We start from the raw sequence: 13,684 nt of genomic DNA, 5'->3' as shown, positions 1-13,684 counted from the left end.
CTGATCACGGTGTAGAGGCGATCGTGGTCACCGTCATCCCCGCACCGACCGTTGTGCTAACGAAACTGCGAGCATGCCCAGCAACGACAGCACGCTCATCCCCGTCATGGTCCAGGCCAACGCTGCAACAACATTCACCGATATCGATCTGGACCGCCTGCGCAAACCCGTTCTGGAGGGCATCACCAGACCGGAAGCATGGAGGCGGGAACAGCTGCAGCGACTGCGTTCACTGGTGACGCAACACGAGGCCGAGATCCTCGAGGCTCTGCGTCATGACCTCGCCAAGCCAGGCCTGGAGGGAATGGCCGAGGTGGTGACACTGCTGCAGGAGCTGAAGCTGGCTGAGCGGCGTCTTCGCACCTGGATGCGTCCCCGCAGGATCCGCGTGCCGATCGTTCAGCAGCCAGGCCGTGCCGAACTGATCCGCGAACCACTCGGATGTGTGCTGCTGATCGGGCCCTGGAATCTGCCTTTCGGTCTCACGTTATGGCCGCTTGTGAGCGCTCTTGCCGCCGGCAACACCGCTGTGATCAAACCGTCTGAACATGCTCCCGCAACAGCAACGCTCATTGAGAAGCTGGTGCCAAAGCACTTTCCCAACGATGTTGTTCAGGTCGTGAACGGCGATGGTGCCATCGCCGCTCAACTGGTGCGGCAACGCTTCGACCACATCTTCTTCACCGGCGGAGGAACGATCGGAGCCAAGGTGCTGGAGGGGGCTGCCGCAAACCTCACGCCGGTGACGCTGGAGCTAGGCGGCAAGAACCCCGCGATCGTGCTGCCGGGCGCAGACCTCACCGTCACGGCCCGCAGGCTGGTCTGGGGGAAAGGTTTCAATGCCGGACAGGCCTGTATCGCGCCGGATCATCTCCTTGTTCAGTCAGACATGCGTGAGCCTCTGCTGCAGGCCATCGGGGAGGAACGGCTGAAGCTCTACGGCAACAGGCCACTGGAGTCCGACTCGCTCGCAAGCCTGATTCATGACCGTCATTACGGTCGCCTGGAGGCCCTGCTGAAACAGGCCGACAGCGATGGTCGCGTGTTGCTCGGCGGCGAGTTCGACCCCATCAGACGCCGGATTGCACCGACGCTGATCGCCGTGCAGGACGAACAGGACCCCCTGATGGCCGACGAACTGTTCGGACCACTGCTGCCCGTTTTGGAGATCGCGAACCTGAATGAGGCCATTCAGCGCATTCAGATGCAGGACAAACCTCTCGCTCTGTATCTCTTCGGCGGCAGCGACAGCGACCAGGATCATCTGCTGCGCACCACCAGCTCCGGTGGGGTCTGCTTCAACGACGTGGTGATGCAGGCAGGCGTTCCAGATCTTCCCTTCGGAGGTGTGGGAGCAAGCGGAATGGGAGCCCACCACGGCGAAGCCGGATTCAGAACCTTTTCCCATGAACGATCGGTGCTGCGGCGCCCGTTCTGGCTTGATCTTCCTCAGCGCTATCCGCCCTACACCCTGAAGCCGGAAACATTCCGTCGTCTGTTGAGCTGAGCTGCAGCGAAACAGGAGTGGAACAGGACTGGCGCTCGCCGACAGGCACCTTATCTTTCGCCCAGCCAACGGACATGCATGCGCCGCACCCTCCTGATCGTCCTGGCCGCGATGGCCCTCTCACCAATCGCCGGCCAGGCCGCCAACGTGACGGTCAAGTCAGGTGAGACTCTTTCGGATATTGCGGCTCGCTACGACGTATCGCTCAACAGCCTGATGCGCCTGAACGGCATCAGCAACTCCGATCATGTGGAAGCCGGCCAGACCCTGCGGCTACCTGGGAGCGTTTCAGCCGGGAAAGGGCGCCACACGGTGCAGTCCGGCGACACCCTCAGCGGCATCGCCGCTGAGTACAGGGTGAGTGAACGTCAGTTGATGGCACTGAACGGACTGTCGAGTGCTGATCACGTTGAAATCGGGCAGACCCTGAAGCTTCCCAGCAACGCGGTGCTTGCCCGGGCAAAGCCCAAGCCTGTGCCGATTGAGGCCAACCCGAACGCCATCTCCCACACCGTTGCCCGCGGCCAGACCCTCACCCAGATCGCCAGGGCTTACGACATCCCGATCAGCGCATTGATCAGCATCAATGCGATTGAAAATCCCAATCAGGTCAACACCGGAACCAAGCTGATGCTGCGCTCCACAAAGAGCGGCGCTGATACCGCAACGGTTGCCGTAGCCACGCCCGCTGCACAGCAGCCGCTGGTGAGCGCTGGCCAAGCCAAGAAGCAGTCAAAATCCAATGCTCAGTCGAAGCCTGATGCAGCCAAACCGGCGGTCGTGAAATCGGAGACGGCCAAAACCACCCCCGTTCAAACCAAAGCCGTCAGAACTGAGGCTGTCAAACCAGTTGAGACCGCCAAAGCGAGCCCGACAGCCACGACGAGCGTGCAGCCCAAGCCAGCCGCATGGCGCACCTATGGCCCTCTTCAGGTTGACTGGGGAAACTGGCAGTCGATGGGTGGAAGCGAAGTGGCCCCAACACTGAACAGTGAAGGCCAATCCCTCTATGTGGCCGTGAACTGCTCCGCCAGGAAGATCAACGCCACAGGCGCCAACGGAATGTGGAAAAGCTGGATCGCCCCTCAGACGGCGTTTGAGGAGGCCCTGGTCAAGGATCGCTGCAAGAGCGCAAAGGTCTGAGTGCCGCTCAGGCGGCGTAATGCAGTGGCCAGGGCTGACGCAAGAAGCGCCGGCCACTTTCCTTGAGAAACAGGCGCTGGCTGCCATCGTCGGTTTCGTGAATCAGCTCCTCCTGCACCAGGCGCCGTGTGAGCCATCCCCAGTGCGCCGAGCGGCCCTCCGCGCTGTTGAGCCGTTCACTCAGGCTGCGGGCATCAACACCACGAACCTCCGCCAGCAATTCAAGAACTGCCGTGGCCTCCTCAGACCAGTCCTGTCTTGAGGCACTGGACTGACAGCGGTCACATCGTCCGCAGGGAGGAACCAGTTCACCGACCGACAGCAGCAGAGCCTGCTCTCGGCAGGTCTCCCCCTCCGCAACAGCCTCCATGCGCCGCAACTGCTGCTGCGCCAGTTCAATCCTTCGGGCTTCCTCGGCAGCATTCACGGAGGAGGTTCTGCGCAATGCGCTCTGCATCGCCCAGCCCAGCCTGGTTCGATCTCTCGGCGAGAACAACACCAGACACTGCGCCGGCTTGCCATCACGCCCTGCACGACCCGACTCCTGCAGATAACCCTCCGGCGTGCTGGGAAGATCCAGATGCAGCACCAGGCCGACATCGGCACGGTCCACTCCCATGCCGAAGGCCACGGTGGCCACGAGCACTGGATCCTCCGCTTCCAGGAAATGCTCAAGAGCCCGATGCCGCACCTCCGGCTCCAGACCGGCGTGGTAGGCGATCGCATGCACCCCGTTGGCACAGAGCCGCTCGGTCCAGCGCTCCACGGAAATCCGGGTGCGGGCATAGATCAGACAGGCGCCCCGGGCATTGTCCAGCGCATCGACCACATCCTGCAGAGGATCTCCAACTCGCCGCCGCATGGCGTAATGCAGGTTGTGCCGGCGCGCCGATCCAACCTGGATCAACGGCCGCCTGAGATGCAGAAGGCGAAGGATGTCAGCTCTGACCCGAGGTGCTGCCGTGGCACTCAGGGCCACCATCGGGACGCCTGGGCAGAGGGCCCGGAGCTCCCCAAGCCTGCGGTAATCAGGGCGGAAATCGTGCCCCCAGGCGCTGATGCAGTGGGCTTCATCCACAGCCAGCGCAACCAGCTGTCCGGCGGCGGCATGCTCCTGCAGCAAGGAGCGGGTGGCATCACCCTGCAAACGTTCCGGAGCCAGATACAACAGCCGCAGGGATCCCTCACTGAGCTGAGTGAGAGTCTCACGCCTTTGCACCGGATCGATCCCGCCATGAACACAGGCCGCTGCAATGCCTCTGCGGCGCAGCTGAAGCACCTGGTCTTCCATCAGGGCGACAAGCGGAGAGATCACCACCACAAGTCCTGATCGCACCAGAGCGGGTAGCTGGTAGCAAAGCGATTTACCGCCACCCGTCGGCAGCACCGCCAGACAGTCCTGCCCGTGCAACAGGCACTCCACGACAGGGCGCTGACCTGGCCTGAAATCGGACCAGCCGTAATGGCGCTCGAGCGCATCCTGCAGCAGGTCCAAGGCACTCCACAGGTGGTGTACCCAGCCTACCGAGCCCCAGATCTAGGGGATAGGAGGAGGTTCCAGCTGATCCGGTGATTCCTCAACCAACTGAAGACGCACCCGCTTGCCACCTGCGAGCTCACCGAGAGACACCCGAAGCGTGGCGCCGCTGAGACTTTGCAGTGCCGAGAGCACATCCCGAAGATAGGGGGTGCTGCTGCCGCTTTCCACCCAGAGCCGTTCCTGCAATCCCCCGAGACGCCGCCAGGACGTGTGCAGCTTGAGCACGGCTGACTCCAGAGACTGAGCTTGACCGACGGCATCGGCAAGCAGGCCAAGGGCATCGAGTCGCTGCGCTTCCTGCATCGCCTTCTCGAGATCAAGCTCACCCTGCTGAAAGGCGCGCACGGCGACACTCGATTCGGTCGCCTTGGTGATCCAGCGAGCGGTGTGGGTCACATCCTTGATCCGGTCTAGTTCAGGCTCCTCCCGCAGCACCTTGCGCAAATCATCCTGCTGAGGCTCCGGCAGTTTGGCCAGCTCACGCACCAGCGGCGCAACAACTTTCGGCGGCAGCAGATTCTCCTGGGTCCGTTGACGAATCTCCTCCGGCAGCAGCGGACTGGTGGAGGCCATGAACTCGTCAGAGAGTCGCCGAACCTGCTTGCGCGTGATCTCCTGGCCTTCATTGGCAGCCTCGGAAATCATCATCTGAACCTCCGGTGCTGCCTGCGCGGTCTCCATGAAGGCACGCTTGGAGAATTGATTGACGCTCGTCTCCTCAAGGACGCCTTCGCCCAGCATCTCCTGCGCCGATTCCGCGAGCTGAATCAAGCCATAGGCACGGGTCTTGCTGATTTCCCGCTCCCTGAGCCACTGCAGGAATCCTGCGCCGCGCCCCTCCCCACCGCGCTTCTCACGATCACGAACGGCCTTGAGAATCTTTCCGCGCCAGATCTCGGTCTGAAGATCGAACTTGTCACAGACAGCCCAGGCCTGCTCCAACCGAGCCAGAAACTCCATCGTGCTGATGTCATCCTGGTCGGGATCCGGAAGATCCAGTTCCAGCACTGGAGTTCCAAGGTTCGTGGGAAGCAAGGCAGGCAACGCTCCGGAGGATGGATGCTGCCATGGCGCAGGGCCCGAAAAGCACAGATCAGGGCGACATTGTGTGTCGCACCGGCACAGAGGGAAAGACCTGGAGATACGCTCGAAGTGCTTTTTGGTTTCAGCGAAGCGATGGCGATCTCCCGCGGCGACATGGTGCGGATCAAGCGCCCCGAATCCTTCTGGTACAACGGGGTCGGCAAGGTCGCATCGATCGACACCTCAGGCATCCGCTACCCGGTTGTGGTTCGCTTTGAACAGGTCAACTACAACGGCATTCAGGGCTCGGACGGCGGCATCAACACCAACAACTTCGCGCTCGACGAACTCGAGCCGGCCTGAGTCTCTTGCCGGAACTACCGGAGGTTGAAACGGTTCGCCGGGGACTGGCGAACCGTCTTCAGTCATTCGTGATAGAAGGGGTTGAAATTCTCCGTGAGAGAGCGGTGGCAAGCCCTGGCGGGTCAGCAGCGTTCTGCCAGGGACTTTCAGGCCAGACGGTCGGACCCTGGCGCCGGCGCGGCAAATACCTCATCGCTCAGTTGCTGCATCCAGGCAGCGACGAACCCAGTGGTTGCTGGGGAGTGCATTTGCGCATGACCGGCCAATTCCAGTGGCATGAAGTGGCAACAGAGCCTTGTCAGCACACGCGTGCACGCTTCTGGAATGCCAAGGAACAGGAGCTGCGCTTTGTCGACGTGCGCAGCTTCGGGGAGATGTGGTGGGTTCCGCCGGACACGGCCACCGACTCGGTGATCACCGGTCTCAAACGCCTGGGCCCCGAACCCTTCAGCGAAGAGTTCAACGCCCGTTATCTGCAGAAGAAGCTCAAGGGGTCAACACGCTCAATCAAGGCGGCATTGCTCGATCAGTCGCTGGTGGCGGGTGCCGGCAACATCTACGCGGATGAAAGCCTCTTTGCAGCAGGGATTTCACCGCAAACGCAGGCTGGAAGACTCAACCGCAAACAACTGGAGAAAGTGTGCGAAAGCCTGGTGCACGTGCTGGAGATCAGCATTGGTGTTGGCGGCACCACGTTTTCTGACTTCCGTGACCTGGAGGGCGTCAACGGCAATTACGGAGGGCAGGCCGCGGTCTATCGCCGCACCGGTGAGCCATGCCTGCAGTGCGGCACTGCCATTGAACGGGTCAAGCTGGCGGGTCGCAGCACCCACTGGTGCCCCAGCTGCCAAGCCTGAAACCTGGTTGCGATATGACTGGTTGTACGGCATCCGGAGAGGAGCGAAACCTGTGGTTCAGGCCGCTGAAGAGCTCACATCCACGATGAAGCTGTTGCATCAAAGGGGCTGGTGCGACGGCACGGGAGGCAACTTCAGCGTGGTGCTGGACCGGCAGCCGCTGAGGCTGTTGATGGCTCCAAGCGGAGTCGACAAGGGATCCGTGGATTCAGAGGATCTGATCGAAGTGAACAGCAGCGGCGAAGTGATTCGCGGACGCGGAAAAGCGAGCGCGGAAACCCTTCTGCATCTGCGCATCATCCAGTGCTGCCGGGCGGGTGCCGTGCTGCACACCCATTCGATTGCTGGAACACTGCTGTCGAAAATGGAACAAGCCAGTGGCTGCCTGTACCTCGAGGGCTGGGAGATGCTCAAAGGGCTCAAAGGCGTCACCACCCATGACACCAGCGTCAGCGTGCCTGTGATTGCCAACAATCAGGATCTGCAAAAACTCAGCGATTCAGCAGTCACACGACTGACAGAAGCTCCTAACGGACTTCTGGTCTCGGGCCATGGCCTGTATGCATGGGGTGACAACCTGAAGGAAGCACGTCGCCATACTGAAATCCTGGAATTCCTTCTGGAACTGACCTGGAGACAATCACTCCTGAGGATTCACCAGTGATTCAAGCCATCCTGCTGGACATCGAAGGAACAACCTGCCCTGTTGATTTCGTCAGCAAAACATTGTTCCCCTTCGCTCAGAAGCATCTCAGCACAACGCTTTCAACAAGAAATCATGAACCTGAGATTGAGTCTTTGGTCAATAATGTCATCCATGAATGGGAGCATGATCCCGATCCAGCAAGTCAAAGATTGTGGAAACAATCAACTCAGAAACCACCGTCAATTCAATATATTGAAGCCTACCTGGAGCACCTAATCAAGACTGACAGGAAATCAACAGCTCTTAAGGATTTGCAAGGAATAATCTGGGAAAAAGGCTACCAATCTGGGCAGCTGAAGTCACCTCTTTTCAGGGATGTTCGACCACAGCTTGACACCTGGAAACAGCAGGGACTGGCACTGGCGGTATACTCATCGGGAAGCATTCAGGCTCAGAAACTTCTCTACAGTCATACCGAAGAGGGTGATCTCAGACATTATTTTGACCAGTGGTTTGATACACATACAGGCCCAAAACTTCTTGAGCAGAGCTACAAGCTTATAGCTCAGAATCTGGGCCTCGCTGTTGATCAAGTACTGTTTGCCAGTGATCATCCTGCTGAGTGTGATGCCGCCCAACAAGCCGGAATGCATGCTGTTTTCTGTCTTCGCGATGGGAACCCTCATCAGAATCCCGGGAACCATCCGGTTGCACGCAAGCTTTCCGACATTGATGTGAACAGCACTGCCGCCACACAATCCAGCCAGACCTGAACTGAAACTGCTGACAGATCAGCGCGTCAGGGCACAAAAAAAGCCACCCCTCAAGGGTGGCTTTCTTCGCATCACGTGCGTGATAAAAATGTTTTACCTGGCATCGAGCTATTTTCTCAGGGGGCTACCCCCCAAATATCGTCGCCGCTGCTGCGTTTCACAACCGAGTTCGAGATGGATCGGAGTGGTTCCACAACGCCATGGACACCAGGATAGAAAACATTCCCAAGGTTGAACCCTGAGAACTGCATAGGACATCATCAACAACTCTCGTCATTGATCATGTGTCTGAAATGAATAAAACGTCGCCTCAGGCAAGAACCGAATCATGGTCAAGCCCTCGGTCTATTAGTACTCCTCCGCTGCATCCATTACTGGACTTCGACGTAGAGCCTATCAACGGGTGTTCTTCCCGTGACCTTACTGGGTTACCCCATGGGAATACTCATCTTGAGGTGGGCTTCCCACTTAGATGCTTTCAGCGGTTATCCACTCCGCACATGGCTACCCAGCGTTTACCGTTGGCACGATAACTGGTACACCAGAGGTGCGTTCCTCCCGGTCCTCTCGTACTAGGGAGAAATCCTCTCAATATTCCTACGCATACACCGGATATGGACCGAACTGTCTCACGACGTTCTGAACCCAGCTCGCGTACCGCTTTAATGGGCGAACAGCCCAACCCTTGGGACCGACTTCAGCCCCAGGTTGCGATGAGCCGACATCGAGGTGCCAAACCTCCCCGTCGATGTGAACTCTTGGGGGAGATCAGCCTGTTATCCCTAGAGTAACTTTTATCCGTTGAGCGACGGCCCTTCCACTCAGAACCGTCGGATCACTAAAACCGACTTTCGTCCCTGTTCGACTTGTAGGTCTCACAGTCAAGCTTCCTTCTGCTTTTGCACTCGTCAGCTGATTTCCAACCAGCCTGAGGAAACCTTTGTGCGCCTCCGTTACCTTTTAGGAGGCGACCGCCCCAGTCAAACTGCCCACCTGATACTGTCCGCTCCCCGGATAACGGGTGAACGTTAGAACCCTAGCTCTGAAAGAGTGGTATCTCACCATTGACTCCCTCGTACCCACGAGCACGAGATCAACGTCTCCCACCTATCCTGCGCATTCAGAGCCCGGGCACAATACCAAGCTACAGTAAAGCTTCATAGGGTCTTTCTGTCCGGGTGTATGTAGTCCGCATCTTCACAGACAATTCTATTTCGCCGAGCCTCTCTCCGAGACAGCGCCCTGATCGTTACGCCTTTCGTGCGGGTCGGAACTTACCCGACAAGGAATTTCGCTACCTTAGGACCGTTATAGTTACGGCCGCCGTTCACCGGGGCTTCAGTCGCCAGCTTCGCTTACGCTGACCGGCTTCCTTAACCTTCCGGCACTGGGCAGGCGTCAGCCCCCATACATCGTCTTGCGACTTAGCGGAGACCTGTGTTTTTGGTAAACAGTCGCCAGGGCCTTTTCACTGCGACCACCTTGCGGTGGCACCCCTTCTCCCGAAGTTACGGGGCTAATTTGCCGAGTTCCTTAGAGAGAGTTAACTCGCGCACCTCGGTATTCTCTACCACCCCACCTGTGTCGGTTTCGGGTACTGGCAGTTATGCCTTAACGGGTATAGAGCTTTTCTTGGAAGCATGACATCACCAACTTCGCTGCCGTAGCAGCTCGTACTCACGCCTCAGCTCGGAACGTTTTCGCCGCTCCTCATAGCCTCGAACGCTTGAACCAGTAACCAACATCTGGCTTGGCTAGCCTTCTCCGTCCCTCTTCCCAAAACATAACCGGTACAGGAATGTTGACCTGTTATCCATCGACTACGCCTTTCGGCCTGACCTTAGGACCAGACTAACCCTCCGCGGACGAGCCTGCCGGAGGAACCCTTAGGGTTTCGGTGCATGGGATTCTCACCCATGTTTTCGCTACTCAAGCCGACATTCTCACTTCTATGCAGTCCACGCCCGCTCACGCTAACGCTTCGCCCCACATAGAACGCTCCCCTACCATAAATCCGCAGCTTCGGTACAACGCTTAGCCCCGTTCATTTTCGGCGCAGGATCGCTCGACCAGTGAGCTATTACGCACTCCTTTGAGGATGGCTGCTTCTAGGCAAACCTCCTGGTTGTCTGGGCAATCCCACCTCCTTTATCACTTAGCGTTGATTTGGGGACCTTAGCTGGCGGTCTGGGCTGTTTCCCTCTCGACCATGGAGCTTATCCCCCACAGTCTGACTGCCTCGCTACACACAGGGTATTCAGAGTTCATCTCGATTTGGTACCGCTCTCGCAGCCCGCACCGAAATGGTGGCTTTACCCCCCTGCTGGAGCACGAGACGCTACGCCTCAACGTATTTCGGGGAGAACCAGCTAGCTCCGGGTTCGATTGGCATTTCACCGCTAACCACAGCTCATCCAGTGACTTTTCAACGTCAGTTGGTTGGGACCTCCACTTGGTATCACCCAAGCTTCATCCTGGCCATGGTTAGATCACCCGGGTTCGGGTCTATAAACACTGACAAACGCCCTATTCAGACTCGCTTTCGCTGTGGCTCCACCATTTCCGGTTTAACCCGCCAGTGCCTATAAGTCGCCGGCTCATTCTTCAACAGGCACACGGTCACCCGATTAGTCGGGCTCCCATTGCTTGTAAGCTCACGGTTTCATGTTCTATTTCACTCCCCTCCCGGGGTTCTTTTCACCTTTCCCTCGCGGTACTGTTTCGCTATCGGTCACACAGGAGTACTTAGCCTTACGAGGTGGTCCTCGCAGATTCACACGGAATTTCACGTGCTCCGTGCTACTCGGGATACAGCTAGGTCAGTTCAGTTTTCGTGTACGGGGCTTTCACCCTCTGTGGCGTGTCATTCAAACACTTCCACTAACATCCCTTTTCCACATTGCTGTCCCACAACCCCGACGGTCGAAACCATCGGTTTAGGCTCTTCCCCGTTCGCTCGCCGCTACTTAGGGAGTCGTTTTTACTTTCCTTTCCTCCAGCTACTAAGATGTTTCAGTTCGCTGGGTTGGCTCGTGCCAGCCTATGGATTCAGCTGGCCGTTCTAGGGGTTGCCCCATTCGGAAATTCCCGGATCAAAGCGTGTTTCCAGCTCCCCGAGACTTATCGCAGGTAACCACGTCCTTCATCGCCTCTGTGTGCCAAGGTATCCACCGTGAGCCCTTTGTAGCTTGACCATTAATCTCCAAAACGCTTGCTGTTGTTGAAACAGATTCTGATTCATTCAAAATTGAATGAATCATCAAACTCTCCATTGCTCGACACAATTGAAAGAACGTTATGGAGTCTCGGCTCTTGCTCAAGAATTGACATCATTCCATTTAAGAATGATGCATCCATGAGAGATGCTTTATTCTTACAGACTTTTCCTATGCAGTTGTCAAGGTTCTGCTAGACATCAAACTGATTATTCAGTTCGAGCCCAGCATCTTATCAACCAAAAATTGTGATTTCTCACATTTTTTCGGAATGACAGGAAGCTGGGATCATGCCAGCGGACACATCTAAATCACATCACCTTCGAGTTCATCTTCCATCATTCAGAAGATGGAGATTGAGTTCGATCAGTGGAGGTTAGGAGACTCGAACTCCTGACATCCTGCTTGCAAAGCAGGCGCTCTACCAACTGAGCTAAACCCCCAACACCGAATGGGCCATCCTGGACTTGAACCAGGGACCTCACCCTTATCAGGGGTGCGCTCTAACCACCTGAGCTAATGGCCCAGGAAGACTCAACCCTTGTGGGATGTGACCTAGACAAAGTTTAGGAACTGAAAATTTCCATCAAGCAATCCACATTGCTATGTATTCTTGATTTCAAAGTTGAGGTACCGATCGACCTAAGGTGACAGGATTTCGGCCTAAGAATTAAGTACTCAGGCATCAAAATCATTGTTTGTCTCCCTGTTAGGAGGTGATCCAGCCGCACCTTCCGGTACGGCTACCTTGTTACGACTTCACCCCAGTCATCAGCCCCACCTTCGACGTCCTCCTCCACAAGGGTTGGAGTAACGGCTTCGGGCGTGGCCAACTTCCATGGTGTGACGGGCGGTGTGTACAAGGCCCGGGAACGTATTCACCGCAGTATGCTGACCTGCGATTACTAGCGATTCCTCCTTCACGTAGGCGAGTTGCAGCCTACGATCTGAACTGAGCCACGGTTTATGAGATTTGCTTGTCCTCGCGAACTTGCTGCTCTTTGTCCGTAGCATTGTAGTACGTGTGTAGCCCAGGATGTAAGGGGCATGATGACTTGACGTCATCCACACCTTCCTCCGGTTTATCACCGGCGGTCTCTCTAGAGTGCCCAACTGAATGCTGGCAACTAAAGACGTGGGTTGCGCTCGTTGCGGGACTTAACCCAACATCTCACGACACGAGCTGACGACAGCCATGCACCACCTGTCACTGCGTTCCCGAGGGCACTCTCTCGTTTCCAAGAGATTCGCAGGATGTCAAACCCTGGTAAGGTTCTTCGCGTTGCATCGAATTAAACCACATACTCCACCGCTTGTGCGGGCCCCCGTCAATTCCTTTGAGTTTCACACTTGCGTGCGTACTCCCCAGGCGGAACACTTAACGCGTTGGCTACGACACCGAGGGGGTCGATTCCCCCGACACCTAGTGTTCATCGTTTACGGCCAGGACTACAGGGGTATCTAATCCCTTTCGCTCCCCTGGCTTTCGTCCATGAGCGTCAGTTATGGCCCAGCAGAGCGCCTTCGCCACTGGTGTTCTTCCCGATATCTACGCATTTCACCGCTACACCGGGAATTCCCTCTGCCCCTACCACACTCAAGCCCAACAGTTTCCACTGCCATGATGGAGTTAAGCTCCACGTTTTAACAGCAGACTTGAAAGGCCGCCTGCGGACGCTTTACGCCCAATAATTCCGGATAACGCTTGCCACTCCCGTATTACCGCGGCTGCTGGCACGGAATTAGCCGTGGCTTATTCCTCAAGTACCGTCAGATCTTCTTCCTTGAGAAAAGAGGTTTACAGCCCAGAGGCCTTCATCCCTCACGCGGCGTTGCTCCGTCAGGCTTTCGCCCATTGCGGAAAATTCCCCACTGCTGCCTCCCGTAGGAGTCTGGGCCGTGTCTCAGTCCCAGTGTGGCTGATCATCCTCTCAGACCAGCTACTGATCGATGCCTTGGTGAGCTCTTACCTCACCAACTAGCTAATCAGACGCGGGCTCATCCTCAGGCGAAATTCATTTCACCTCTCGGCATATGGGGTATTAGCGGCCGTTTCCAGCCGTTATCCCCCTCCTGAGGGCAGATTCCCACGCGTTACTCACCCGTCCGCCACTAACCCGAAGGTTCGTTCGACTTGCATGTGTTAAGCACGCCGCCAGCGTTCATCCTGAGCCAGGATCAAACTCTCCGTTGTAGATCAAGTCCTCTCGGAAACTTTCATTTCCTCAACCTGATTTGCTTTACCCACTCTTCAGCACTGGCGCACTGATCGCAGTTAAAACCACCTTCCTCTGACAGAAGGGTTCTTAAGAGTGCACTTGGAATCTCTTCTTCGTGACTTTCCAGGATCTCAGATCCGGTTGTTGCTCCACAACGCGCACACCGACAAACTCAAAAGCTCGTGAAAACTTTCAACCTTGTAAGCACGTTGCTTCTCTGCAACTAAAAAATTGTTGACGGGACCTCACACTTACATCGCATTTTCATCAAACTCCAACAATCAAACCTCTCGGTTCAATCATCAGAACCTGACGCGATGAAAGCGTCAGTTCCTAAACTTTTCGATTGTCCAGGTTCTGCCGTCGCGTTCCCTCTCAGAAACGGTTGGCCGTGCGGC

The 13,684-nt window shown here is 56.9% G+C and carries 8 protein-coding genes, 2 tRNA genes and 3 rRNA genes; 6 read left to right on the top strand and 7 right to left on the bottom strand.

What is annotated here, in order from left to right; all coding sequences use genetic code 11:
• Positions 1-106 precede the first annotated feature (106 nt).
• Together SIB56_RS00065 and SIB56_RS00060 are read left to right on the top strand one after the other, a co-directional pair.
• A complete protein-coding gene (locus SIB56_RS00065) occupies positions 107-1,507 on the top strand; it encodes an aldehyde dehydrogenase family protein (protein WP_413326978.1) in 1,401 nt (466 codons plus the stop codon).
• Between the two features lie 78 nt (positions 1,508-1,585).
• Entirely contained in the window at positions 1,586-2,650 is a 1,065-nt protein-coding gene (locus SIB56_RS00060; RefSeq protein ID WP_413324533.1) for a LysM peptidoglycan-binding domain-containing protein, read from the top strand.
• A gap of 7 nt (positions 2,651-2,657) precedes the next feature.
• On the opposite strand, the gene SIB56_RS00055 is transcribed toward SIB56_RS00060, so the two are convergent.
• Together SIB56_RS00055 and SIB56_RS00050 are read right to left on the bottom strand one after the other, a co-directional pair.
• On the bottom strand, positions 2,658-4,145 hold the full coding sequence (locus tag SIB56_RS00055; protein ID WP_413324532.1) for a RecQ family ATP-dependent DNA helicase: 1,488 nt from the start codon (positions 4,143-4,145) through the stop codon (positions 2,658-2,660).
• A 42-nt stretch (positions 4,146-4,187) separates the two neighbouring features.
• Complete coding sequence (locus SIB56_RS00050; protein ID WP_413326976.1) at positions 4,188-5,150, bottom strand: hypothetical protein; 963 nt, start codon at positions 5,148-5,150, stop codon at positions 4,188-4,190.
• Positions 5,151-5,366: 216 nt separating this feature from the next.
• On the opposite strand from SIB56_RS00050, the gene SIB56_RS00045 reads away from it, so the two are divergent.
• Genes SIB56_RS00045 through mtnC form a run of 4 tightly spaced genes read left to right on the top strand, consistent with a single transcriptional unit; the run spans position 5,367 to position 7,852 of the window.
• Entirely contained in the window at positions 5,367-5,576 is a 210-nt protein-coding gene (locus SIB56_RS00045; protein WP_413324531.1) for a photosystem I reaction center subunit IV, read from the top strand.
• 5 nt (positions 5,577-5,581) lie between these two features.
• Positions 5,582-6,433 (top strand): DNA-formamidopyrimidine glycosylase, encoded by an 852-nt coding sequence (locus SIB56_RS00040; protein ID WP_413324530.1) that lies wholly within the window; start codon positions 5,582-5,584, stop codon positions 6,431-6,433.
• 52 nt (positions 6,434-6,485) lie between these two features.
• On the top strand, positions 6,486-7,097 hold the full coding sequence (mtnB, locus tag SIB56_RS00035) for a methylthioribulose 1-phosphate dehydratase (RefSeq protein WP_413326974.1): 612 nt from the start codon (positions 6,486-6,488) through the stop codon (positions 7,095-7,097).
• Entirely contained in the window at positions 7,094-7,852 is a 759-nt protein-coding gene (gene mtnC, locus SIB56_RS00030) for an acireductone synthase (RefSeq protein ID WP_413324529.1), read from the top strand. The genes mtnB and mtnC overlap by 4 nt, the downstream gene beginning before the upstream one ends.
• A gap of 95 nt (positions 7,853-7,947) precedes the next feature.
• Here the strand turns inward: mtnC and rrf are convergent.
• The 5 genes from rrf to SIB56_RS00005 all read right to left on the bottom strand — a co-directional run bounded on the left by rrf (position 7,948) and on the right by SIB56_RS00005 (position 13,261).
• Positions 7,948-8,064, bottom strand: a 5S ribosomal RNA gene (gene rrf / locus SIB56_RS00025).
• A gap of 116 nt (positions 8,065-8,180) precedes the next feature.
• Positions 8,181-11,046: ribosomal RNA gene (locus SIB56_RS00020) — 23S ribosomal RNA — on the bottom strand.
• Between the two features lie 391 nt (positions 11,047-11,437).
• A tRNA-Ala gene (locus tag SIB56_RS00015) sits at positions 11,438-11,510 on the bottom strand.
• A gap of 9 nt (positions 11,511-11,519) precedes the next feature.
• Positions 11,520-11,593, bottom strand: a tRNA-Ile gene (locus SIB56_RS00010).
• 183 nt (positions 11,594-11,776) lie between these two features.
• Positions 11,777-13,261, bottom strand: a 16S ribosomal RNA gene (locus SIB56_RS00005).
• Together the 16S, 23S and 5S rRNA genes with 2 tRNA genes alongside form the textbook arrangement of a ribosomal RNA operon.
• Positions 13,262-13,684 lie beyond the last annotated feature (423 nt).

Source organism: Synechococcus sp. MIT S9503, assembly GCF_047304175.1.
GTDB lineage: Bacteria > Cyanobacteriota > Cyanobacteriia > PCC-6307 > Cyanobiaceae > Synechococcus_C.
This window is presented reverse-complemented; position numbering and strand designations above follow the sequence as displayed.